The organism is Amycolatopsis sp. NPDC049691, from assembly GCF_040675005.1.
GTDB lineage: Bacteria > Actinomycetota > Actinomycetes > Mycobacteriales > Pseudonocardiaceae > Amycolatopsis.
Map to the genome: position 1 here is coordinate 25,403 of NZ_JBFANX010000026.1, position 21,697 is coordinate 47,099.

Below are 21,697 nucleotides of genomic sequence, written 5' to 3' on the forward strand. Positions count from 1 at the left end.
GGCGGCGTTTCTTTATTTTCTCTTTTTTCTGTCCTATTCACCCCCCCCCCCCCCCCGCCGGTCAGCAACGCGAAGTCGCGGTCGTAACCCAGCGCCCGGACCGCCGCGCCGACCGTCGGGTCGACCAGCCCGTCCGTCAACCGGGCCGCCCGCAGCGCCGCTCCGAGCGCCTCCGCCAGCAGCGAACCCACCCGGACCTGGCGGCCCGCCGTCTCGTGCAGCCGCGAGATCTCCGAATCCGCGCGGAACCGGCTGCACGCCAGGTCGATCGCGGCCAGTTCCACCGAAAGGGAGTCCACCGCCGCGCCGAGCAGGCCGGGGTCGGTGACCACCACCTCCGCCGTCGTGCCCAGAGCCGGGAACGCGCGAGCCGCCGTCGTCACGACGCACCCGAGCCCGTGTGCGCGCCGCCCGACCGCGAGCTCAGCCCGCTGTCCGACGACTGCAGCTGGTCTTGGGAGCCCGTCGAAGTGGAGGTGGTGGTCGAGGTGTCGTCCGAAGCGGAGGCCGTCGAGAGGCCGAAGCCGATCGCGCCCGCCGTGGCCGCGCCCAGCACCGCCACCGTGGCCGTGACCAGCGCGGCCTTGCGGCGGCCGTGCTCTCGGCGGGCCGCGCCGCCGGTCGTGTAGGGGTCCATGGGTTCGAGTCTCGGCGCCGTTCCTTTGAACGGCCTGGGAGCGACCTGTCAACTCCCTGACGCTCCACAGTGGACACCTACCAAAGGAGGTTGACACCGGAAAACCGTTAACCCACTCTTCTTCTTGTCCGCCTGAGGTTCCCAGCTGTTCACGAACCGGACCACGACACGGCACGCACCCGCCCTCCGGCGTCGGCATCATGAGGCGCCCGCACCCACCACACGCTGGAGGACCCATGATCCGCAAGCGGATCTTCGCCGTGTTCGCCGCCGCCGCGCTCGTCACGGCCGGCGCGGTCACGACCACGGTCGTCACCCGGACGGAGGAGCCCGCCGTGCAGCCGGCGGCGGCCACCGTGCCGGCGTTCGACCACATCGTCCTCGTGATGTTCGAGAACAAGAAGTACTCCTCGATCAACGGCAGTTCCAGCGCGCCCTACTTCAACACCCTCGCCTCGCAGAGCGCGAAGTTCACCAACTCGTTCGCGATCACCCACCCGAGCCAGCCCAACTACGTCGCCCTCTTCTCCGGCGCGACGCAGGGCGTCACCGACGACACGTGCCCGGCCAACCTGGGCGCGAAGGCCAACCTCGGCCGCCAGCTGATCGACGCGGGCAAGACCTTCAAGGGCTACTCCGAAGCCATGCCCTCCGACGGCTACACCGGCTGCTCCAGCGGCACCTACCGGCGCAAGCACAACAGCTGGGTCGACTTCTCGAACGTCCCGGCCGCGAGCAACGTGCGGTTCTCGAGCTTCCCGTCCGACTTCACCCAGCTGCCGACCGTTTCGTTCGTGACGCCCGACATGTGCAACGACATGCACGACTGCTCGATCGGCACCGGCGACACGTGGCTGAAGAACCACCTCGACGCCTACGCCCAGTGGGCCAAGACCCACAACAGCCTGCTGATCACCACCTTCGACGAGGACAGCGGCACGTCGGTCAACCAGATCTTCACCAGCTTCACCGGCGCGCACGTCGTCCCCGGCAGCTACAGCGAATCGATCAACCACTACACCGTGCTGCGCACGATCGAGGCGTCCTACGGCCTGCCGGGCATCGGCGGCGCCGCGAGCAAGTCGCCGATCCTCGACGTCTGGCAGTAACCGCGTGTACCTCGCCACCATCGGCCGCCGAGAGCACGCCGCGAAGGGCAAGCTCTCGGCGGTCGGCGCGAACGTCTTCGCGCTCGGCGCCGTCAGCCTGGTCACCGACGTCTCCTCCGAGATGGTCACCGCGGTCCTCCCGGTGTACCTCGTGCTCGGCCTGCACCTGGGCCCGGCCGCGTACGGCCTGGTCGACGGCCTCTACACCGGCGCGACGGCGCTCCTGCGGATCGTCGGCGGGTACGTCGCCGACCGCGTCCGCCGTCGCAAGGTCGTCGCGGGCGCCGGCTACGCGCTGTCCGCGGTGATGAAGCTCGGCCTGCTCGCCGCCGGGTCGTCGGCGGCCGCGATCGGCGCCGTGATCACGCTCGACCGCACCGGCAAGGGTCTCCGGACCGCGCCGCGGGACGCGCTGATCACCCTGTCGGCACCGGAACCGCTGCTCGGCCGCGCCTTCGGCGTGCACCGGGCGATGGACAGCATGGGCGCGTTCGCCGGGCCACTGGTCGCGCTCGCCGTGCTGGCCGCGGTCGGCGCGACGAACCCGGAGGCGTTCGACGCGGTGTTCGTCGTCAGCTTCTGCGTCGCCGCGATCGGCGTGCTGCTGCTGGTGCTGTTCGTCCGCGACCGGCGGACGCCGAAAGCCGCGACGCCGGTCTCGCCCCGGGCGGCGGCCGCTCTGCTGCGCGGCAGCGGCGTGCGGCGCCTGCTCGTGGCGGCGTGCGTGCTGGGGCTGGCGACCGTCGGCGACGGGTTCGTCTACCTGCTGCTGCAGCACAAGGAGGACATCGCGACCGGCTGGTTCCCGCTGCTCGCGGTCGGCACCAACCTCAGCTACCTGCTGCTGGCCGCGCCACTGGGCGCACTGGCCGACCGGGTCGGACGGCTCCCGGTGGTGCTCGGCGGCTACGGCGCGCTCGCGCTCGTCTACCTGCTGCTGGCCGGGCCGGTGTCCGGCTGGCCGCTCTTCGTCCTGGCGCTGGCGTTGTACGGCGCGTTCTACGCGGCGACCGACGGCGTCCTGATGGCACTGGCCGGTCCGCTGCTGCCGGAGTCGTTGCGCACCACGGGGATTTCGCTGGTGCAGACGGCGCAAGCGCTTGCGTACTTCGCCTCGTCCGTCCTTTTCGGACTGGCGTGGCAGTTCTGGGGCCCGGGGCTCGCGATCGGCGTCGCCGCCGGTGGAGCGGTGGTCGCGATCGCCGTCACGTCCGTGGTTCTCTCGCCCCGGAAGGCGGCCGCGTGAAAACCCGGATCCTCATCGCGATCGCCGGTGTGGTCGTGCTGGCCGGAGCCGCGATCGCGTACGTCGGGTTGGCGAGCGCGCGCAGCCACGACGTCACCGCGACCGGCGCGGTGAGCCTCTCCCCCGGTCCGCGGCTGCTGTTCCGCAGCACCGCCGACGCCGACCGCGGCCACGTCGCCACGGTGTCCGCCACCGACCCGGGTGGCGCGCGAACGGTGTCGCCGCTGTCCTGCAGCCGGGTCTACGCCGCCGGCGGCACCGGGCTCTGCCTGCGCCCGGACGGCGACCTGACCACCTACCAGCTGGTGGTGCTCGACGCCGGGCTGACGTCGAAGCGCGAGATCCCGCTGGTCGGGCTGCCGAACCGGGCGCGGGTGTCGGCGAGCGGCCGGATGCTCGCGTGGACGGTGTTCGTCACCGGCGACTCCTACAACGGCGGCATGTTCTCCACGCGCGCCGGCATCCTCGACACGGCGACCGGCGATCTGGCCGGGACGCTGGAGGACTACGCCGTGACCCTCGACGGCAAGCCGTACCAAGCGGCGGACCTCAACTTCTGGGGCGTCACGTTCACCCGCGACGACCGCCACTTCTACGCGACGATGTCGACGGCCGGCCGCCGCTACCTCGTCGCCGGCGACTTCGCCGCGCACACGGTCCGGACGCTGCGCGAGAACGTCGAGTGCCCTTCCCTTTCCCCGGACCAGACACGGATCGCGTTCAAGTCCGCTGTGGACGGTGACCCGGCTCGCGGGTGGCGGCTGTCGGTGCTCGACCTGGCGGCGGCGAAGGTGACGCCGCTGGCCGAGACCCGCAGCGTCGACGACCAGCCGGCGTGGCTCGACGACCGCACGATCGGCTACGGCGTGCCGCGCGGCCCGGGCCATGCGGACATCTGGTCGGTCCCGGCCGACGGCTCGGGCGCGCCGCGGCTGCTGATCCCCGAAGCCGAGTCCCCGGCCGCGCTCAGCGACGCAGGTAGTGGGCGATGATCACGCCTTTCGTGGTCGTGACGCTGCGGGTGAGCGTGAACTCGGTGAGCGGCGCCGGCCCGTCGAACAGCCGGCGGCCCTCGCCGAGGGTCAGCGGGCAGATCAGCAGCGTGTAGCGGTCGACGAGGCCGGCGGCGTGCAGGCCGCGCACGAGCGACGCGCTGCCGACGACGGAGAGGTCCCGGCCGGGCCGGTCCTTCAGCTCGGCGACGGTCTTCTCGGCGTCACCCCGCAGCAGGATCGAGTTCTGCCAGGCGCCGACGTCGTCGAGGGTGGTCGAGGCGACGTACTTGGTGACGGCGTTCAGGTGGGTGGTGAAGGGGTTGCCGTCTTCGCGGTGCGCCCAGGCGCCGATGAAGTCTTCCCAGGTCCGGCGGCCGAAGAGCATGTCACCGGGGCGGTTCATGCCCGCGGCCATCTCCTGGGCCAGGACGTCGTCCTGGTAGCGGGTGCCCCAGCCGCCGTGGGCGAAGCCGCCGCGGGTGTCTTCGTCGGGCCGGCCGAGGCCCTGCACGACGCCGTCGAGGGTGACGTTCATGGTGACGTGGATCGAGCGCATCCCGGTGTCCTTCCGTTCAGGGGGCGGTCACCTCCCATACGAACGGCGAACGCCGGGATCGACACCGGGTGGTTTCAGCGCAGCGCGGCGACGCCGTCGATCTCGACGCGCACGCCTTCGCGCACCAGCTGCGCGACGACCGTCGTCCGCGCGGGCAGGTGCGGGTTGTCGGCGAAGAACTCCTGGTACACGCGGTTGAACGTCGGGAAGTCACCCCGGTCGGCGAGGTAGCACGTGCACTTGACGATCCGGTCCTTGCCGCTGCCCGCCGCGGTGAAGACCGCGACCAGGTTGGTCAGCACCTGCCGCACCTGGGCGGCGAAGTCGTCCGGGATCGCGTGCGTGACCGGGTCGAGCGGTCCCTGTCCGGACGTGAAGACCAGGTCGCCGGCCCGGATCGCCTGGCTCAGCGGTGGCTCGGTGCCGTCGGGGAAGCGGACGAACGGGGCGTCGCCGGTGCGGATGACTTCGATCATGCGGGCATTCTGCTGGACCGGGGCCGCCCGCTAGTCCATTTTGCGCAAACCGTCGAGGATGCGCTGCATCAGCTCGGTGTCCGGGGCCGCGAACGCCAGCCGGGGCACGAGGACACGGCCCGACGGCGGCCGTGGCGGTGGGAGCGTGCGCGGCACCCGCCACGGCAGCCGGTCCGGGGACGAGTCGCGGCCGGTCTGCTCCGGGATCGGCAGGGTCGGCAGCGCGATCGTGCCGGCTTCGGCCGCCTGCTCGAAGCGGAGGCGCGCCTGGATGCCGGCCACCGTCCAGTCCGGCTCGGTGTCCGGGACGGTGCGACGGGGACGGCGTTCGAGCGCGACGGCCCACGCCGCCGCGGCGAGCGCGGGCAGCAGCAGGCCGGCGACGATGGCGAAACCGGGCAGGTCCGCGGCCATCAGGAGGCCCCGGCGACGGGTAGCAGCATGGCGTTCACTTCCGGACTTGCGGTACTTCCGAAGCATGGCCGACACCTGGATATTCGACGGGAAAGAATGTTTTCGCGGACCCCGGAGCCCCATCATGAACGAGGGGCACCGCTCCCGCAAGCGGCCGAACGGGGTGCCCCGTCCGGGCGGTGAAACAGCAGGTCAACGCCGGTTTTCGGGTAGCCGGAACGAGCCCCTCACCTGGTAGTACGGGCCCCGGCGGGATCCGGTTCACTTTCTTTTTCGTACGTTCCCGGTACACCGCCGCGGCAAACTCGCCGAATGCGCACGACGACCCTTCAGCCTCGAGCCGGCCGGCCACCTCGGCAAGGGTGACCGACCGGCGGCATGGTGGGATGACCCCATGGTCGCCGGTGTCGATGCTGCTCCCCCGCGTCCGTTCTCGTGGTGGTGGGTCGGCATCGCGCTGCCGTCGAGCGTCGCGGTGGGTGTCGCGGTCGCCGCGATGCTGTGGGGACAGACCCGGGCCGACCACCGCGACGCTTTCGACACCGGCTGGAAAAGCTCCGCGGCGGTCCTGGCCGTCCTCGCGGCCGTCGTGACGGTGGAACGGCTTCGCCTCGGCCAGCGCGAGCACTACCGCCTGCTCGCCGCCGACCAGGTCAAGGAGATCAACGAACTGTCCGCCAAGGCCAGTGAACAGCTCGGCAGCGACAAGGCCGCCGTCCGCATCGGCGGCTTGACCGACCTCGAGCGGCTGGCCCAGGCCCACCCCGGCTTGCGGCAGACCGTGGTCGACCGGATCTGCGCGTACCTGCGCGGACCGTACGAACCGCCGTGGGGCCGGCTCGACGACGCCAGGCCGGTTGCCGCCCCGGCCGAACCGGATCCGGGCACGATCGCCGAACGGCGGCTGGAACTCGACGTTCGGCGGACCGCACAGCAGATCCTCCGGCGCCACCTGGCACCGCGCGACGAAGCCGCCTTCTGGCCCGGCACCACCCTCGACCTGAGGGACGCGAACCTGGTCGAGTTCACCCTCGCGGACTGCCGAGTGGGCGACGTGAACTTCGAAGGAGCCACCTTCCACCGGGTGGCGAGCTTCGAGAACACCGAGTTCCGCGGATCGACCGACTTCGGCTACACGACGTTCCGCGACCGGACCGAGTTCGAGAACGCCACGTTCCGGAGGTCCGCGTACTTCGCGCACGTCAGGTTCGAAGACCAGGTGAGCTTCCCGCGGGCCACGTTCGAAAGTGGCGCGTACTTCGAGTCCGGCGACTTCGGCGGACCGACGTCGTTCATCCGGACGGTCTTCAAGGGAGACGCGGGTTTCAGCGAGGCCGTCTTCGACGGCGAGTCCCACTTCGGCCTCGCGGACTTCGTGCGGGGCGGAGACTTCGAAGAGTCCGAGTTTCGCGGCGGGGCCGACTTCGCGGGCGCGCACACCACCACGGAGAGCGGCTGGCCGGAGGGGTGGATCGTGGTGGAAGGCGTGCTGACCCGTGAGGAGTCGTCGAAGCGCTCCTGATGCGGTGTTCCGAGCCGCATCAGGAGCGCTCGACGATCAACCCAGCGAGCAGGACTCGGCCAGGTCCGCCGGGGTCGCGTCGGCCGGACGGGCGATCGTCGACGACGCCGGCGGACGGGTCCCGTGCAGCCAGCCGCCCAGTGCGTCGAACGCCGTCCGGAAGCACGGGCCCAGCGGGCGCAGCCGGTCGGGGTACGCGTCGACCAGGCCGTCGACGTGGTTGCCGCCCTCCACCCGGTAGTACCGGTGCAGCGATCCGCGCCCCGCCGCGGTGATCATCCGGTCGTAGACGTCGGAATCCTGCGTGATCGGCAGCAGCGTGTCGAGCGTGCCGTGCAGGGTGAGCAGCGGCTTGCCGATCCGGCCGGTCAGCGAGATCCGCTCCACCGCCCGCGCCACCGACGCGGGCCGGGACGCATACGCGTAGTCGGCGTCACACGACGGCGTTCCCGAGGCGCAGAACGGAGTTCCGGCCGGCAGCGAGCCGTCGAACGACGGGTCCACCTCTTCCCGGTAGATCCGCTGGGTCAGGTCCCAGTAGACGCGGTAGTGGTAGTCCCACAGGAACTCCGACCCCGGCGCGAACCCGGCGTCCAAAATGGACTGGTGCGCCGTCGGCGATCCCGCCGCGTAAGCCGGATACGCGCGCAGGGCAGGCGGCAGGAACGTCAGCAAGTTCGGTCCATCGGCACGCCACAGCGTCCCCTCCCAGTCGACGCCCCCGTCGTAGAGCCACGGCCGGTTCTCCAGCTGCCACCGCACGAGGTAGCCGCCGTTGGACAGCCCCGCCGCCAGCGTCCGGGTCACCGGACGGTGGTAGTGCGAAACCGCGGCCGCCCGCGCGGCCAGCGTCAGCTGCGTGACGCGCGAGTTCCACTCGGCCAGCGCGTCGCCCGGCCGGACGCCGTCTTCGTAGAAGGCCGCGCCGGTGTTGCCCTTGTCGGTCGCGGCGAACGCGTAGCCCTCGGCCAGCGCCTGATCGCCGATCGCGCGGTCGTTCGCGTACTGGCGCCGCACGCCCGGCGAGCCGGAGACGACCAGGCCACCGTTCCAGTGCGCCGGCAGCCGCAGCACGAACTGCGCGTCGTGGTTCCAGCCGTTGTTCGTGTTCGCCGTCGACGTGTCCGGGAAGTACCCGTCGACCTGGACGCCGGGGACGCTTCCGTACGTGGGCAGCCCGGCCGAGGTCAGCCCCGTCCAGTCGGCCTGGACCGTGTGCCCGGACGCCACCGTCCCGGTCGTCGTCAGGTCGTCCAGGCAGACGGAAACGGACTTCTCGGCACCGGGCACGTCCACCCGGCAACCCCCGGCCGAAGCCGATGCCGAGGCGGGCAGCGCCGCCGCGAGCGCCCCCGCCAGAACCACAACCAGCCATCTGCGCACGGTTCACCTCCGGTCTCGATGAAAGAGAACCCAAGCGCGTGCCCCCGTCGAGAGCCACCCCGGCGGACACCATGAATCACCGCCGGGATGTGGTGGACGGCCACATGGTCCACGCCACGAGACCGCCCTAGCGTCGCTGGAAACCCTCTCAACGACGAGAAGGACTCCCCCATGCGCAAGCTCGCCCTCGCCGGACTCGCCGCGATCACCGCCGCCGTGCTCACCACCGTCGGGGTGGCGAGCGCCGATCCGCCACCGTCGTCGCTGGTCCAGGTCTCGAACTTCGGCGCCAACCCGGGCGCCCTCGCGATGTACACCTACACGCCGTCCGGGCTCGAAACCGGCCGCCCGGTCGTCGTCGCCCTGCACGGGTGCACGCAGAGCGCGTCGGACTACTACGCCCACTCCGGCTGGCCCGAGCTGGCCGACAAGTGGCGGTTCGAGGTCGTGTTCCCGCAGCAGTCGACGGCGAACAACTCGCTCAAGTGCTTCAACTGGTTCTCCACCGCCGACGACACCCGGGGCAACGGCGAGGCCGCGTCCGTCAAGTCCATGGTGGACAAGGCGATCGCCGACCACTCCTCGGACCGCTCGCGAGTGTACGTCACCGGCCTGTCGGCGGGCGGTGGCATGACGGCGGACCTGCTCGCCGCCTACCCGGACGTCTTCGCCGGCGGCGGCATCAACGCCGGACTGCCCGCGCAGTGCGCCACGAGCGTCACCGAAGCGACGAACTGCCAGCAGAACAACCAGAACCTGACGCCGGCGCAGTGGGCTTCGAAGGTCAAGGCCCAGTACCCCGGCTACGGCGGCCCGTGGCCGCGCGTCGCGATCTGGCAGGGCACCGGCGACTACACGGTCTACCCGGTCAACGGCACCGAGCTGCGCGACCAGTGGACCGCGGCGCACGGCGTCTCCCAGACCCCGACCAGCACCCAGTCCCTGCCGGGCAGCACGACGTTGACGAACTACGCCGACCAGGTCCAGCTGTACTCGATCGCCGGGATGGGCCACGGCACGGCCGTCGACCCGGGCACCGGCGCGACGCAGTGCGGCAGCACCGGCGCGTACTTCCTCGCGGGCATCTGCTCCAGCTACTACACGGGCGTGTTCTGGGGCCTGGACAAGGCTTCCGGCGGCACCACGACGACCCCGCCGACGACGACCACGACGACCACGACGACGCCGACGTCCACCCAGCCGCCGGGCACCTGCGTGAACGCCAGCAACTACGCCCACACGCAGGCGGGCCGTGCGCACCAGAGCGGCGGCCAGACCTACGCGAACGGCTCCAACCAGGCCATGGGCCTGTGGAACACGTTCACCACGCACGCCCTGCGCGAGACGTCCCCGGGGTACTGGGTCCTCGCCGACGGGCAGTGCTAGAGGAAGATCGGGAAGGGGTTGAGGTCGTCGTAGCCGTGCGGCTCGGTCAGCCGGCCGAGCCGCACCGGCACGTCGTAGAGCCGGCCCGGCGCGAACCGCGCCCAGAGCCCGCGCATCCCCGGGACGAGCACCTTCACCACCGGCAGGCCGATGTCCGGGCGCGTCTGGTCGAGCACGAACACCTCCAGCCCGGCACAGTCGAGTTTCGCCCGCACCGAAAGGACATCCACCGGCAGGCGGGCCGCGGACGGCGCCGGGAGCAGGTAGGCCTGGTCGGCTACCGACGCCTCCTTCAGCCAGCGCGCGGCGTCCGGGTCGTCGCCGAGCCGGCCGTCGAGGACCGCGGGCATCAGCTGGTTCAGCTCGGTCAACGCGCGCCGCAGCGCGACGGCCGGGTCGGGGTCCGCGCCGAAGCCCAGCATGATCTCTTCGGGTGGCGTAGTGCGCCGCGAAAGGGCGGCCACCACGGGCACGCCGAGGTCGGACGTCACGTCCAGCGCCCACACCTCGCGGCCCAGCCCGGCGTACACCTCGCGCAGTTCGGTCGTCCACGGGTCGGCGGGCAGCTCGACACCCGGCTGCCGGGTGCGGTTGTACCACCAGAGCGCGACGGCGTCGCGTTCCACGACCTCCAGCATCCCTTGCAGCACCGTGTTTTCCCGGGAGCTGCCCGCCGCGGTGCCGTTCGAGTCGGCGAGGACGGAGGCCGGCCCGGGCGCGCCGAAGTACAGCAGGGCGGTCGGGAACAGCCGGTGCTCGCCTCGGCTCAGCGACCACACCGGCGTCCAATCCAGCTCGGCGTCCTCGTCGAACGGGTCGCAGACGAACTGGAACGGGCCGTGCCGCGCGTTGCTGCGGGCCCGGTCGGCGTACTGGCGCGGGTGGAACAGCTGGCAGGTGTCGGGGTGCACGGCCTGGTCGCCCAGTGAGCGGAAGCTGGCGCGCACGCGTTCCTCGTCGCCGTCGTACCGGGCGCTGTGCCGTTCGAGCGCTTCGCACAAGGCACTGACCTCGGCCTGCAGCGGCGTGACGCCCTTGCCGCCGTTCTCCGCGCGCAACGCCGCGCCGAGCCGGTCCGCACCCCGCAGCCCCGGCACGACGTTCGGCCCGGACCGGACGGAGTTGAAGAAGGCCGGGCCGTCCCGCCGCAGCTCCTTGACCACGCCGGTGAGGGGGCTGACCAGGTGGCGGTAGGTCTCGAGCACCTGTTCCGGCGGCACCGCGCGCTGCCCGTCGGGCACGAAGGGCCGGCGGGTCCGCTCGCGCACCAGCTCCGGGTTCCCGCAGGACGTGCACTGCGGCCGGACGCGCACCTCGTGCCGTTCCCCGGTCAGGTCCCGGCTGTCGAACGTCCACAGTGCCCGCTGACCCGGATATCGCATCCCGGCCAGCCACTTGACCGCTTCCAGTGCGACCAGGTTGACCGCGACGGCGGACAGCGCCGGGTGCGTGACCTCGGGACGCGGGACCGGGCCCGGCAAGCCCAGCGCGTCCCGCACGTGGGCTTCGGCCGCCCGGTTGCCCCACAACCGCGTCGCGAGGCAGTGCCGGCACGGGCCGTCGCCGGGAGTGAAGAACGGGCCGATCCACACCCGGGCACCGACGGTCTTGGCGAGCAGCCACGGACGTCCCAGTGCGCGCTGCTCAGTGTCCACTTTGGACACTATCGGGTCGAGATAGTCGTCGCACAGCACGACAGTCAGGTCGGCGTCACGGTCGACGACCGTCAGCCCGGCCGCACGGAACGCCGCCGGATCCGCGCCCACGAGCGCGACCGTGCCGGACTCCGGCTCGACACCGACCGCGTCCCAGTAGGCCGTGCCGGGCTTCCGCAGGCCGATCAGCCGTTCCTCGGCGAGCCGGTTCAGCACCCCGGCGGCCGCTTCGGCGGGGACGCCCTCGGGCAGGTCACGGCGGAGCGCGGCGAAGTCCCGCGTGCCGTCGAGCAACGGGACCAGCGCTTCGACGTGCGGCCCGCCGATCGCGGTGGCGCCGTCTTCGGACAGCACGTAGACCGCGTCGCCGGGCACCACCGCGGTGGTGAGGTGCCGTTTGAACCCGACCGGGCCGGTCACCCGGTGGTCGTGCCCCGTTCCGGACCGTCGGTCAGGCACGGGCTGACCGAGCCCCACACCGACAGCAGCTGGGTCCCGGCGGTCGCCCGGCCGTCGAGCGGGACGACCGACAGCCCCGGCACCTCGGCCGGCCCGGTCCCGAACGCCGCCGCGAGCGCGCTTTCGAACTCGTTCACGAGTCCTCCTTGGTCGGTTCGTCCGGCCATCCTCATCCGGGCGGCCGGATCCCACCAGGGCCGGACGGGCGAATCAGTTCAGCAGCCCGGTCAGCAGCACCGCGGTCAGCCGCCGCGCCGACGCGCCCGTCCGCGCCGACGTCAGTGCGGTCAGCGCGAGCCGGACGTCGCCGACCGTCACCCGGGGCCGCAGGACGCCGTCGGCGCGGGCCCGCTCGACCAGCCGCTCGAACGCCTCGGCGTGGGCACGGCGCCGTCCGGCGAACTCCGGTCCGGAAAGGACAGCGGTCAGCCCGGGCTCTTCGGCCCGCCACTCGCCGAACCGGTGGAACGTGCGGGTCAGCGCCCGGCGGCTGTCGGGGTCGGCGAGCGCGCCCCGCAGCTGCCGCTCGCACCGGTCGACCTGGCCGTCGAGCACGGCCGCGAGGAGGTCGGCGCGGGACGGGAAGTGCCGGTGCACGGTCGCCGGGGCCAGGCCCGCGCGCCGCGCGATCTCCCGCACCGGCAGGTCCGGGCCGTGGCGCGCGAAGGCCGTGTGCGCGACCGCGACGAGGTGGCGGCGGTTGTGTTCGGCGTCCGCCCGGCGTTTCCGAGTCAGTTCGTCGGCCACGGTTCTCACTTCCCGTCCGGCGCCGGTGAGCAGTCCTAGCGTAGGCGCGGTCAGCGTGTCCGAGGTGGAGGAGTGAGCGTGTTCGCGACCCGGTTCGAGCGGTTCGGCCCGCCGGAAGTCCTGTCGGTGGGCGAGCTGCCGGAGCCGCACGCCGGCCCGGGCGAGGTGCGGATCCGCGTGCGGGCGGCCGGGGTGTCGCCGGTGGACCTGGCGATCCGCGCCGGGAAGTCGCGGTCGCCGATCGCCCTGCCACACATCCCCGGCGTCGACGCGGCGGGTGTCGTCGACGAGGCAGGACCTGGCGCCGAGGTCGGCGACGAGGTGTTCGGCGCGGTCGACGTCGCCCGGCTCGGCGGGGCGACCGCCGAGTTCGCCGTCCTCGCGTTCTGGACACCCAAGCCGCCGTCGATGCCGTGGGAGCAGGCCGGGGCGGCGGCCTCCGGGATCGAGACGGCGACCCGCGCGCTCGACCTCCTCGACGTCCGGGACGGCACGACGCTCCTGGTCGACGGCGCGTCCGGCGGCGTCGGCAGCCTCGTCGTGGGCTTGGCGCTCGCGCGGGGCGCGCGGGTGCTCGGGACGGGCGGCGACCTCGAGTTCGTCGAAAGCCTGGGCGCGATCCCGGTTCCGTACGGTCCCGGCCTGCCGACGCGAGTCGACGGCCGGGTCGACGCGGCCCTCGACGTCGCCGGCCAGGGATCGCTTCCGGAGCTGGTCGAGCTGACCGGGGAGCCGTCCTCGGTGGTCACGCTCGCCGATTTCAGCGGCCCGTCCCACGGCGTCCGCGTGTCGACCGGGGCCCTGGGTGGCGAGCCGGACGGGCGCCACGGCCTCGCGGCCGCCGCCCGGCTCTTCGAGGAGGGCCGGTTCCGGGTGCCCGTCGAGGCCGTCTTCACCGACGCGGCCGCCGCGCACGCCGCCGCCGAACGCGGGCCGCGGCGGGGAAAGCTCGTGGTGCGGGTCAGCGAGTAGACGCCCGGACCGTGGTCGTCCACCCGGCCGGCCGATCGGGCACCCGCGAGCCGAGCGCGATCAGCGCGCAGTCCCGGCCCTGGTCGAAGAGCGACTGCGCGACGGTCGTGAGGCCGGCGCGCCCGGCGTCCGGGTCGTCGTCCCACCCGGCGACCGCGAGGTCCGCCGGCACCCGCAGGCCGCGGCGGCGCGCGGCGTCGAGGAGGGCGAACGCCAGCTGGTCGCTCATGGCGATCACCGCGTCGGGCTCGGTGTCGAGGAGCGCGTCGGCCTGTTTCGCGGCTTCGTCACGGTCGTTGCGGGCGACGACGGCCACCGGCAGGCCGGCCACGTCGCCGAGGTGGTCGTAGATGCCGAGGAGCCGCTCCCGCGTCACGGGGAAGGCGATGGTTTCCGGCGCGGGCGCGGTTTCCAGCCGGGGACGGCGGTCGCGGTCGAAGGGGAAGCTGAGCACGGCGGGCCGGCGCGCCCCGGCGAAGGTGCGGGCGGCGAGTTCCCGGGCGGAAGCCCGGTTGTCGATGCCGACCACCCGCGCACCGGCGAACGCGGGGCCGCCGTGGATCGCGACCGGCTTGCCGAGCCCGCTCACGACGTCCAGCACGGGATCGCCGTCGACGGTCGTCCACACGATGTAGCCGTCGACCGATGCCGACCGGACGCGCTCGACGTCGTCCTCCGCACCGGTCGTCGGGATCAGGTTGAGGCCGCTGCCGCGCTCGCGGCAGACCTCGGCGACGCCGGAGAGGAACCGGCGGGCCTGCGGGTCGTCGAAGGCGTAGGCGAGGTGCTCGCCGAGCACGACGCCGATGGCGCCGTTGTGCCGGCGGCGCAGCGACCGCGCGGTCGGGTCCGGCCCGCGGTAGCCCAGCTCGGCGGCGACCTCGCGGACGCGGCGCAGCGTCTCGGGCGCGACGCGGTCGGGCTGGTTGTAGCAGTACGACACGGTCATCGCCGAGACGCCGCACCGGCGCGCGACGTCGGCCATCGTCGGTCTGGACATCGCCCCACCTTAGCTGTGTATCGTTAAACAATGCTCGTCGAACCCCGGACGAAACTGGCGTTGGGAGCGCTCGGCGCCGCCTGCTTCGTGTCCGTGACCTCGGAGAACCTGCCCGTGGCGCTGCTGCCGCAGCTCGCGTCCGGGTTACGGGTGGGCGACTCCGCGATCGGACTGCTGATGACCGGGTACGCGCTGGTCGTGGCGGTCTCGGTGGTGCCGCTGGTCGCGCTGACGTCCCGCTGGGACCGCCGGACGACGGCGCTGGTCACCCTCGGGATGGTCGTGGTGTCCAACGTGGTGCTGGCGGTCGCGCCGAACTACGGCGTCGCGATCGCGGCCCGGCTGGTGGCGGCCGCGGGCCACGGCGTGTTCTGGTCGGTCGTGGCGTCGATGGCGACCCGGCTGCTCGGCCCCGGCCGGGGCGGCCGCGCGACGGCGGTGGTGTTCGCGGGCAACTCGCTGGCGTTCCTGTTCGGGCTGTCGGTCAGCTCGTGGCTCGGCACGACCCTCGGCTGGCGGCTCGCGGTCCTGGCGGTGGCGGCCGTCGCGGCGGCGACGGCGCTGGTCATCCGCGTGACGGTCCGCCCGATGCCCGCTGCGGCGCCTGCTCGCGGACCCCGGATCGTCGCCGACCGCGCCCTGCTCCCGGTCAACGTGACGACGCTCTTGGTGGTGACCGGGCACTTCGCGGCGTTCACCTACATCACGGCGATCATCGCGCGCTGGGTCCACCTGACGGGGCCGCCGACTTCGGCCCTGCTCTTCGCCCACGGAGTGGCGGGCTTGCTCGGCCTGGTGCTGATCGGCAGGCACATCGACGGCCACCCGCGGGCGACGGCGCTGGTCACGACGGCGGGTCTGGCGGTGTGCATGGCGGGACTGCTGCTGTCCCCGGGGCCGCTGGTCGCGGGAACGGCGATCGTGGCGTGGGCGGCCCCGGCGGCGGGGATCGGCGTGGTGCTGCAGGCGGCGGTCCTGCGGGTGGCGAAGGACCGGCCGGACCTGGCGTCGGCGGTGTACATCGTGGCGTTCCAGATCGGCATCGCCGCGGGCGCGGCACTGGGCGGTCTCGGGCTGGACCACGGGATGCTGCCGGCGGCGGTGCTCATCGCGGCAGCGGGCGGCCTGACATCGGCGCTCGTGGTGTGGCGGTCGAAGGCGTTCGCCTCAGCTTCCTAGGCGGTGCACCCGCAGGGCCAGCTGGATTTCCAGGGCCCGGTCCGGCGACTGCCAGTCCTCCCCCAGCAGCGACGCCACCCGCTCCAGCCGTTGCACCACCGTGTTCACGTGGACGTGCAGCACGTCCTTCGTCCGCGCCAGCTGCGACCCGCAGCCGAAGTACGCCCGCAGCGTCGCCACCAGCTCGGTCCCCCGGCGCGCGTCGTAGTCGAGCACCGGCCCCAGCGTCTGCCGCACGAACCCGTCCAGGTCCGCGTGGTCGCCCAGCAACTGGCCGAGGAACCCCAGCCCCGCCATCGCCGCGCCCTCGCCGGTCCGGCCCAGCGCCAGCAGCGCCCGGACGCACCGCGCCGCCTCTCCGTGCGCCGCGGCGATCGCCGACGGGCCGCTCGCCGGGCCGGCCGCCCCCACCGTCACCGGCCGGCCGGTCGCCGCGCCGAGGTCGGCGGCCACGCGGCGGGCCAGCTCGTCCGGGTCGCCCGCGCCCAGCAGGACGACCTCCTCCGCGTGCACGCCCACCAGCGTCGCGTGCCGGGCGGCCGCGCTCGCCAGCCGCCGTCGCGAGCCGCCGTCGGCGTGCGCGACCAGGACCGCGTGCGGGGCGGACAGGTCGATCCCCAGCCGACGACCCCGCGCAAGCAGCGCCCGCGGGTTGCGGTCGGGCGCGGTGAGCAGGTCGGTCAGCAGCTCGCCGCGGACCTCGTCCTCGGCCCGGACCACCGACCGCCGCAGCATCAGCAGCAACGCCGTCACGACGCCGGCGCGTTCGAACAGCCGCCGGTCCGGGTCGGACAAGCCGTCGCGGCCGGCCAGCACCAGGCTGCCGAGCAGCTCGGGCCCGGCCTGCACGCCGCACACCCAGGTGTCCTTTGTGGACACCGCCCGGCCGGCGGTGCGGGCCGCGACCAGCGCGTCCGGGTCGAGCGGGGCCGGGGAGGCCGAACTGGCCAGCAGCGTGCCGTCGGCGTCGTACACCGTGAGGTCGCCGTGCAGCACCCCGGCGACGGCCGCCGCGACGTCCGGCAGGTCGCCGCCGCGCAGCACCAGGTCGGTGAGCCGGTCGTGGGCGTCCTGGGCGCGTTCCATCGCCTCGGTGTGCGCGCGGATGGTCGCGTTGGCCTCGTTGAGCTCGGCGACCGCGCGGCGCGTCTGGTCGAGCAGGTTCGCGCTGTCCAGGGCGATCGCCGCGTGGTCGGCCAGCGACGACAGCAGCGCCACCTCGTCGGGACTGAACTCCCGCGTCGCGCGGTCGGACGCGAAGAGCACGCCCAGCACCTTCGGCCCGATGGCGAGCGGGACGCCGAGGATCGCGGTCAGGCCCTCGTCCTTGACGCCGGAGTCGATGTGCCGCGTGTGCTTGAACCGGTCATCGTTGAAGTAGTCGGCCGTCGCGTACGGCCGCGCGGTCTGCGCGACCAGCCCGCCGAGCCCCTCCCCCATGCCGAGCACGATCTGCTGGAACTCCGCCGACACGGACCCGTCGCTGACCCGCACGTACGTCTTGTTCTCGGACTCGCGGTTCAGCGACAGGTACGACACGTCGACGTTCAGCAGCGCCCGCGCCCGCCGCACGATCGACCGCAGCACGGTGTCCGGATCGGACAGCGCGGCCAGCTCGCTCGCGGTGTCGAACAGCGCGCCGAGCTGGGCCTCGCGCCGCCGGTGCTCGGCGAGGGTCTCGCGGATCCGCAGCGCCAGCTCCCCCGCGCTGGCGAGGGCGGCCAGGTCGGCCGCGCCGAGGGTGCCTTCGGCCCGGGCGGCCACGACGACGTGCGCCAGCTGCTCGCTGCTCGCCCCGGAGGCGAGCAGGTCGAGCAGCCGGCGCAGCGCGTCGGAGGGTGCGGTCACGGCCGTCATGCTAGGGCGAAACGGCCGCCGTCTCCGCCTGGACGTCGTCGTCGTGCAGCGATTCGCCGCGCGTCTCGCGGGCCGAGAGCAGCGCGATCACCGTGAGCACGCACATCGCGGCGACGTACAGCGACACCGGCACGGTGCTGCCCCACGCGGAGAACAGCGCGACGGCGATCAGCGGCGCGACGGCACCGGCGGCGATCGACGACAGCTGCCCGCCGACCGAGAGGCCGGTGTAGCGCACCCGCGTCGGGAACTGCTCGGCGAAGAACGCGGCCTGCGGCCCGTACATCGCGCCGTGCAGCACCAGCCCGACGGTGGCGGCGAGCACGATCACCGGCGACGACTTCGTGTCCAGCAGCGCGAAGAACGCGAAGCCCCACAACGCCATGCCGATCGCGCCGAACAGGTACACCGGGCGACGGCCGACGCGGTCGGACAGCGCGCCCCACAGCGGGATCGTCACGAAGTGCACGGCCGAGCCGATCAGCACCGCGGTCAGGCCGACGCCCTTCGGCAGGTGCAGCCCGGTCGTGACGTAGACGAGGATGAACGCGGTCAGCACGTAGTAGGAGACGTTCTCGGCCATCCGCGCGCCGATCGTGATCAGCACCTGGCGCCAGCTGTCGCGGAAGACCTCGACGACGGGCACGTGCTTCTCGGCGCGGCTCTCGGCCTGCTTCTGCGCGGCCAGGAACACCGGCGACTCCGCGACGGCCAGCCGGATCCACAGCCCGATCAGCAGCAGCACGCCCGAGAGCAGGAACGGGACGCGCCAGCCCCACGACATGAACGTCGCGTCGGACTGCGTCGCCGAAAGGATCGCCAGGACGGCGGTGGCCAGGAGGTTCCCGCCGGGCGCGCCGCACTGCGGCCAGCTCGCCCAGAAGCCGCGGCGGCGGTCGTCGCCGTGCTCGGAGACGATCAGGACGGCCCCGCCCCACTCGCCACCCAGCGCGAAGCCCTGGACGAGGCGAAGCAGCGTGAGGAGCAGAGGAGCGGCGACGCCGGCGCTCGCGTACGTCGGCAGGACGCCCATCAGGCACGTCGACCCGCCCATCAGCACCAGGCTGACGATCAGGAGCTTCTTGCGGCCGAGCCGGTCGCCGTAGTGGCCGAACACGAGGCCGCCGATCGGGCGGGCCAGGAACCCGACGGCGTAGGTCAGGAACGCCAGCAGCGTGCCGGTCAACGGGTTCGCCGTCGGGAAGAACAGCTTGTTGAACACGAGGGCGGCGGCCGAGGTGTAGAGGAAGAAGTCGTACCACTCGATGGTGGTGCCGATCAGGCTCGCGCCGACGATCTTGGCGATCGCCGACCGGTGGGGTTGGCTCACTGCGGGCTCCACTTCCTTGTGGTTTGGCGGGTTCCTAGGCGGCGGTCCAGCCGCCGTCGAGCGGGATGGACGCCCCGGTGACGTGGCCGGCGTGCGGCGAGCACAGCCACGTCACCAGGGAAGCGACGTCGTCGGCTTCGATGAGCTTCTTGATGGCGGCGCGCTTGAGGAGGACCTCCGAGACGACGTCCTCGCGCGGGATGTCGTGCTCGGCGGCCTGCGCGTCGATCTGGTTGTCGACCAGCGGGGTGCGGACGTACCCGGGGTTCACGCAGTTGCTGGTGACACCGTGTCCGGCGCCTTCGAGCGCGGCGACCTTGGAGAGGCCTTCCAAGCCGTGCTTGGCGGCGACGTACGCGGCTTTGTAGGACGAGGCCCGCAGCCCGTGGACGCTCGACATGTTGACGATCCGGCCCCAGCCCCGCGCGTACATCGACGGCAGGACGTGCCGGATCAGCAGGAAGGGAGCGGTGACCATGAGGGACTGGATGCGCGTGAAGACGTCCGGCGGGAAGTCTTCGAGCGGAGCGACGTGCTGGATCCCGGCGTTGTTGACCAGGATGTCGACCTCGGCGGGCAGGGCGTCGATCGTGGTGGGATCGGCGAGGTCGGCAGCGTGCGCCCAGCCCCCGACCTCGGTGGCGGCGGCTTCGGCTTTGGCGGCGTCGACATCGACGACATGCACCTTCGCCCCGGCCGCGGCGAGCGCGCGGACGCAGGCCAGGCCGATGCCCGAGGCCCCGCCGGTGACGAGGGCGGTGCGCCCGTCCAGATCGCTGGTCATGGACGGGAACGGTAAGCGTGCCCCGGGTCGCGGGCTATGTGTGCGGGAGCTACACCTTGCGAAGATCCGGTGGCATCGGGCCACACAAGGTGATCAGGAAGGCATCCCACGATCGGGTGGAGATTTCGAGGGTGCCGCCGGTGCGGTCCTTGGTGTCGCGGATTTTTGCCGCAGGTCCGAGCGCCACTTCGACGCAGTTGTCCTCACCTGAATAGCGGGAAGTCCGCCACTCACCCATCCGAACCTCCGAGTTCGGCGATCACCTCCCCGATGAGCGCGCAGCTCTCCTGCTCGCTCAGGGCCAGCGCCGCCAAGGTCTGGGCGGCCGACCGGTAGTCGGCCACCTGATCGGCAGCGTAGAGGTAGGCACTCGACCGGTATTGCTCGATGAAGACGATCGGCGGCAGGTTCGGGAACCCGAGGATCACGAACGGGCCGCATAGCCCGGGGTGAAACCCCGGGCTATGCGGCAAGACCTGCAGCGAAACATTGCTCCGCTGGGAGAAAGTGCGCAGGAAGCGAAGCTGCTCGACCATCACCGTCGGCTCGATGAAGTCGGGCCGCAGCACCGCTTCACCGACCACCGCCCGGAACTCCGCCGGCCACGGGTTGGTCAGCAGGCCCCGCCGGGTCTGCCGAGCCAGGGCCAGCCGCTCGTTCTCCGCACCGACCACTCCGAAGCCGGCCAGCACGGTCCGCGCGTAGGCCGGAGTCTGAAGCAGCCCGGGGACCAGCGCCGGTTCCCACCCGAACAGATCGCTCGCTTCCCGCTCGTACTGCACATACGTGCCGGGCTTCAGCGAAACGCCGGGCATCACCTTCTCGAGCCAGCTCACCTCGGCCGCGTTCTTGGCAAGGTCCAGGAGTCGGGCGCGCTCCCCCGGCTCCACCACCAGCAGCCCGACCTGCTCCACCTTGGGAATCCGCTTCCCGTACTCCCAATTGGACAGTTCCTGCGGCAGCACGCCGATCAACCTCGCCAGCTCGCGCACGCCGAGGTTCCGGGCCGTCCGGCAGGACCTGAGCCCGAAGCCGAGCGCTCTCGCCCGGGGTGTCGCGAAGGGTGTCGCCATGAGCGCATTCTGTCACCGGGGTCCGACATTTCCCGCGGCCGCTCGTCGGCTGGTGTCACAAATCCGCGTCAGGTTTCCTGCAGGTCATGGACCCGGACCACGCCCTGCTGACCCGTCTGCGCGACCTGGCCGCGACGCTCCCCGGCGACGTCGCCTGGCTCGCCGGCCCGCCCCTGCGCGCCGACGGGATGCGCGACCTCGGCGAGCGCCTCACCTGCCTCGGCGCGGACCTGATCGGCCGCGCGGGCGTCCTCGACGACATCGCCGCCGCCCGCCTGCCCGCCCACGGCTGGATCCCCGAGTGCGGGCCGGATCCGCGCCGCCGGCTCGCGCACTACGTCGGCCGCGGCGAGGTCCGGCTGGGCCTGATCTACTTCGCGAGCTGCGGCGCGGGCTGCTTCCCCTTCTACGGCACCGATCCGGCGGAGAAGACGGCCCGGCACGAGCGGTGCGGCAACTGTGTGAAGGAGGCCTACCGCCTCACGAGCGTTCCTTCAGCACCGCCAGGTAGTGCACGTTCGTCATGATGCCGAGGAGGTTGCCGAAGGGGTCGACGACGGTCGCCGTCACGAACCCGGGTCCGCGCTCGGTGATCGGCTCGAACTCCTTCGCGCCGAGTTCGAGCAGGCGCGCGAGCGTCGCTTCGAGGTCGTCGACGTGCCAGCGGACGATCTCGCCGCCCGGCTCGTTCTGCTTGCCCGGCGCGTACCGGGCGTCGATGATGCCGAGTTCGTGCTGGTAGTCGCCGATCCGGAACTCGAAGTACCCGGGGACCGCGTAGTACGGCGCCATCCCCAGGAACTCCGTGTACCACGCCTTCGCGGCCTCGTGGTCCTCGGCGTAGTACGTCACGGTGGCCATTCCTCGCAGCATGTCCTGCTCCTCTCAAGCGGTCTGACGCCATCATGCGGAGTCAA

At 72.4% G+C, this 21,697-nt stretch carries 24 protein-coding genes; 8 read left to right on the plus strand and 16 right to left on the minus strand.

The window, feature by feature from the left end; all coding sequences use genetic code 11:
- Together AB0J40_RS40220 and AB0J40_RS40225 are read right to left on the minus strand one after the other, a co-directional pair.
- On the minus strand, nt 1–383 hold a 383-nt coding region (locus tag AB0J40_RS40220; protein WP_364464585.1), incomplete at its 3' end, for an FAD:protein FMN transferase.
- Complete coding sequence (locus AB0J40_RS40225) at nt 380–637, minus strand: hypothetical protein (protein ID WP_364464587.1); 258 nt, start codon at nt 635–637, stop codon at nt 380–382. The genes AB0J40_RS40220 and AB0J40_RS40225, both read right to left, overlap by 4 nt.
- 236 nt (nt 638–873) lie before the next feature.
- Here AB0J40_RS40225 and AB0J40_RS40230 point away from each other — a divergent pair, with 236 nt between their 5' ends.
- Genes AB0J40_RS40230 through AB0J40_RS40240 form a run of 3 tightly spaced genes read left to right on the plus strand, consistent with a single transcriptional unit; the run spans nt 874 to nt 3,984 of the window.
- Nucleotides 874–1,746, plus strand: coding sequence for an alkaline phosphatase family protein (locus tag AB0J40_RS40230; RefSeq protein WP_364464589.1), 873 nt, complete (start codon nt 874–876; stop codon nt 1,744–1,746).
- Between the two features lie 4 nt (nt 1,747–1,750).
- Entirely contained in the window at nt 1,751–2,992 is a 1,242-nt protein-coding gene (locus AB0J40_RS40235) for an MFS transporter (protein ID WP_364464591.1), read from the plus strand.
- Entirely contained in the window at nt 2,989–3,984 is a 996-nt protein-coding gene (locus AB0J40_RS40240; RefSeq protein ID WP_364464593.1) for a hypothetical protein, read from the plus strand. Before AB0J40_RS40235 ends, AB0J40_RS40240 begins: the two co-directional genes overlap by 4 nt.
- On the opposite strand, the gene AB0J40_RS40245 is transcribed toward AB0J40_RS40240, so the two are convergent.
- From AB0J40_RS40245 to AB0J40_RS40255, 3 genes are all read right to left on the minus strand, one after another.
- The gene (locus AB0J40_RS40245; protein ID WP_364464595.1) at nt 3,959–4,543 is read right to left on the minus strand and encodes a dihydrofolate reductase family protein; all 585 of its coding nucleotides are present in this window, start codon (nt 4,541–4,543) and stop codon (nt 3,959–3,961) included. The two genes, AB0J40_RS40240 and AB0J40_RS40245, sit on opposite strands and share 26 nt — an antisense overlap.
- A gap of 74 nt (nt 4,544–4,617) precedes the next feature.
- Entirely contained in the window at nt 4,618–5,019 is a 402-nt protein-coding gene (locus AB0J40_RS40250) for a RidA family protein (RefSeq protein WP_364464597.1), read from the minus strand.
- A gap of 30 nt (nt 5,020–5,049) precedes the next feature.
- On the minus strand, nt 5,050–5,499 hold the full coding sequence (locus tag AB0J40_RS40255; protein ID WP_364464599.1) for a hypothetical protein: 450 nt from the start codon (nt 5,497–5,499) through the stop codon (nt 5,050–5,052).
- Nucleotides 5,500–5,827: 328 nt separating this feature from the next.
- On the opposite strand from AB0J40_RS40255, the gene AB0J40_RS40260 reads away from it, so the two are divergent.
- Complete coding sequence (locus AB0J40_RS40260) at nt 5,828–6,955, plus strand: pentapeptide repeat-containing protein (RefSeq protein ID WP_364464601.1); 1,128 nt, start codon at nt 5,828–5,830, stop codon at nt 6,953–6,955.
- Between the two features lie 36 nt (nt 6,956–6,991).
- On the opposite strand, the gene AB0J40_RS40265 is transcribed toward AB0J40_RS40260, so the two are convergent.
- A complete protein-coding gene (locus tag AB0J40_RS40265) occupies nt 6,992–8,320 on the minus strand; it encodes a tannase/feruloyl esterase family alpha/beta hydrolase (RefSeq protein ID WP_364464772.1) in 1,329 nt (442 codons plus the stop codon).
- Between the two features lie 189 nt (nt 8,321–8,509).
- Here AB0J40_RS40265 and AB0J40_RS40270 point away from each other — a divergent pair, with 189 nt between their 5' ends.
- A complete protein-coding gene (locus tag AB0J40_RS40270; RefSeq protein ID WP_364464603.1) occupies nt 8,510–9,724 on the plus strand; it encodes a PHB depolymerase family esterase in 1,215 nt (404 codons plus the stop codon).
- On the opposite strand, the gene AB0J40_RS40275 is transcribed toward AB0J40_RS40270, so the two are convergent.
- From AB0J40_RS40275 to AB0J40_RS40285, 3 genes are all read right to left on the minus strand, one after another.
- Nucleotides 9,721–11,799 carry a TOMM precursor leader peptide-binding protein gene (locus AB0J40_RS40275; RefSeq protein WP_364464605.1) on the minus strand — a complete coding sequence of 693 codons (2,079 nt, stop codon included), beginning with the start codon at nt 11,797–11,799 and terminating at the stop codon, nt 9,721–9,723. The two genes, AB0J40_RS40270 and AB0J40_RS40275, sit on opposite strands and share 4 nt — an antisense overlap.
- Nucleotides 11,796–11,975 carry a hypothetical protein gene (locus AB0J40_RS40280; RefSeq protein WP_364464607.1) on the minus strand — a complete coding sequence of 60 codons (180 nt, stop codon included), beginning with the start codon at nt 11,973–11,975 and terminating at the stop codon, nt 11,796–11,798. The genes AB0J40_RS40275 and AB0J40_RS40280 overlap by 4 nt, the downstream gene beginning before the upstream one ends.
- 73 nt (nt 11,976–12,048) lie before the next feature.
- The gene (locus AB0J40_RS40285; RefSeq protein ID WP_364464609.1) at nt 12,049–12,585 is read right to left on the minus strand and encodes a helix-turn-helix domain-containing protein; all 537 of its coding nucleotides are present in this window, start codon (nt 12,583–12,585) and stop codon (nt 12,049–12,051) included.
- 78 nt (nt 12,586–12,663) lie between these two features.
- Here AB0J40_RS40285 and AB0J40_RS40290 point away from each other — a divergent pair, with 78 nt between their 5' ends.
- The gene (locus tag AB0J40_RS40290) at nt 12,664–13,557 is read left to right on the plus strand and encodes an NADP-dependent oxidoreductase (protein WP_364464774.1); all 894 of its coding nucleotides are present in this window, start codon (nt 12,664–12,666) and stop codon (nt 13,555–13,557) included.
- Here the strand turns inward: AB0J40_RS40290 and AB0J40_RS40295 are convergent.
- On the minus strand, nt 13,547–14,557 hold the full coding sequence (locus AB0J40_RS40295) for a LacI family DNA-binding transcriptional regulator (RefSeq protein WP_364464611.1): 1,011 nt from the start codon (nt 14,555–14,557) through the stop codon (nt 13,547–13,549). The genes AB0J40_RS40290 and AB0J40_RS40295 overlap by 11 nt on opposite strands.
- Before the next feature lie 30 nt (nt 14,558–14,587).
- On the opposite strand from AB0J40_RS40295, the gene AB0J40_RS40300 reads away from it, so the two are divergent.
- A complete protein-coding gene (locus tag AB0J40_RS40300) occupies nt 14,588–15,736 on the plus strand; it encodes an MFS transporter (RefSeq protein ID WP_364464613.1) in 1,149 nt (382 codons plus the stop codon).
- On the opposite strand, the gene AB0J40_RS40305 is transcribed toward AB0J40_RS40300, so the two are convergent.
- From AB0J40_RS40305 to AB0J40_RS40325, 5 genes are read right to left on the minus strand one after another with little or no spacing between them, the layout of a single operon-like run.
- Entirely contained in the window at nt 15,725–17,593 is a 1,869-nt protein-coding gene (locus AB0J40_RS40305) for a GAF domain-containing protein (RefSeq protein WP_364464615.1), read from the minus strand. The genes AB0J40_RS40300 and AB0J40_RS40305 overlap by 12 nt on opposite strands.
- Nucleotide 17,594: 1 nt before the next feature.
- A complete protein-coding gene (locus AB0J40_RS40310) occupies nt 17,595–18,923 on the minus strand; it encodes an MFS transporter (RefSeq protein ID WP_364464617.1) in 1,329 nt (442 codons plus the stop codon).
- Nucleotides 18,924–18,957: 34 nt separating this feature from the next.
- Nucleotides 18,958–19,707 carry a 3-hydroxybutyrate dehydrogenase gene (locus AB0J40_RS40315; RefSeq protein WP_364464619.1) on the minus strand — a complete coding sequence of 250 codons (750 nt, stop codon included), beginning with the start codon at nt 19,705–19,707 and terminating at the stop codon, nt 18,958–18,960.
- A gap of 49 nt (nt 19,708–19,756) precedes the next feature.
- Nucleotides 19,757–19,945, minus strand: a complete 189-nt coding sequence (locus AB0J40_RS40320; protein WP_364464621.1) for a DUF397 domain-containing protein — start codon at nt 19,943–19,945, stop codon at nt 19,757–19,759.
- Nucleotides 19,938–20,780 (minus strand): helix-turn-helix transcriptional regulator, encoded by an 843-nt coding sequence (locus AB0J40_RS40325; RefSeq protein ID WP_364464623.1) that lies wholly within the window; start codon nt 20,778–20,780, stop codon nt 19,938–19,940. Before AB0J40_RS40325 ends, AB0J40_RS40320 begins: the two co-directional genes overlap by 8 nt.
- Nucleotides 20,781–20,866: 86 nt before the next feature.
- Here AB0J40_RS40325 and AB0J40_RS40330 point away from each other — a divergent pair, with 86 nt between their 5' ends.
- Nucleotides 20,867–21,307 (plus strand): hypothetical protein, encoded by a 441-nt coding sequence (locus tag AB0J40_RS40330; RefSeq protein WP_364464625.1) that lies wholly within the window; start codon nt 20,867–20,869, stop codon nt 21,305–21,307.
- Here the strand turns inward: AB0J40_RS40330 and AB0J40_RS40335 are convergent.
- Nucleotides 21,261–21,653, minus strand: coding sequence for a VOC family protein (locus AB0J40_RS40335; RefSeq protein WP_364464627.1), 393 nt, complete (start codon nt 21,651–21,653; stop codon nt 21,261–21,263). The genes AB0J40_RS40330 and AB0J40_RS40335 overlap by 47 nt on opposite strands.
- Between the last annotated feature and the right edge of the window lie 44 nt (nt 21,654–21,697).

Excerpts from the sequence above, each read along its gene's own strand:
- AB0J40_RS40335 (WP_364464627.1), bottom strand. The coding sequence starts at position 21,653 with ATGCTGCGAGGAATGGCCACCGTGACGTACTACGCCGAGGACCACGAG.
- AB0J40_RS40270 (WP_364464603.1), top strand. The coding sequence starts at position 8,510 with ATGCGCAAGCTCGCCCTCGCCGGACTCGCCGCGATCACCGCCGCCGTG.
- AB0J40_RS40255 (WP_364464599.1), bottom strand. The coding sequence starts at position 5,499 with ATGCTTCGGAAGTACCGCAAGTCCGGAAGTGAACGCCATGCTGCTACC.
- AB0J40_RS40315 (WP_364464619.1), bottom strand. The coding sequence starts at position 19,707 with ATGACCAGCGATCTGGACGGGCGCACCGCCCTCGTCACCGGCGGGGCC.
- AB0J40_RS40245 (WP_364464595.1), bottom strand. The coding sequence starts at position 4,543 with ATGCGCTCGATCCACGTCACCATGAACGTCACCCTCGACGGCGTCGTG.
- AB0J40_RS40305 (WP_364464615.1), bottom strand. The coding sequence starts at position 17,593 with ATGACGGCCGTGACCGCACCCTCCGACGCGCTGCGCCGGCTGCTCGAC.
- AB0J40_RS40300 (WP_364464613.1), top strand. The coding sequence starts at position 14,588 with ATGCTCGTCGAACCCCGGACGAAACTGGCGTTGGGAGCGCTCGGCGCC.
- AB0J40_RS40225 (WP_364464587.1), bottom strand. The coding sequence starts at position 637 with ATGGACCCCTACACGACCGGCGGCGCGGCCCGCCGAGAGCACGGCCGC.
- AB0J40_RS40230 (WP_364464589.1), top strand. The coding sequence starts at position 874 with ATGATCCGCAAGCGGATCTTCGCCGTGTTCGCCGCCGCCGCGCTCGTC.
- AB0J40_RS40295 (WP_364464611.1), bottom strand. The coding sequence starts at position 14,557 with ATGTCCAGACCGACGATGGCCGACGTCGCGCGCCGGTGCGGCGTCTCG.
- AB0J40_RS40260 (WP_364464601.1), top strand. The coding sequence starts at position 5,828 with ATGGTCGCCGGTGTCGATGCTGCTCCCCCGCGTCCGTTCTCGTGGTGG.
- AB0J40_RS40330 (WP_364464625.1), top strand. The coding sequence starts at position 20,867 with ATGGACCCGGACCACGCCCTGCTGACCCGTCTGCGCGACCTGGCCGCG.
- AB0J40_RS40250 (WP_364464597.1), bottom strand. The coding sequence starts at position 5,019 with ATGATCGAAGTCATCCGCACCGGCGACGCCCCGTTCGTCCGCTTCCCC.
- AB0J40_RS40325 (WP_364464623.1), bottom strand. The coding sequence starts at position 20,780 with ATGGCGACACCCTTCGCGACACCCCGGGCGAGAGCGCTCGGCTTCGGG.
- AB0J40_RS40320 (WP_364464621.1), bottom strand. The coding sequence starts at position 19,945 with ATGGGTGAGTGGCGGACTTCCCGCTATTCAGGTGAGGACAACTGCGTC.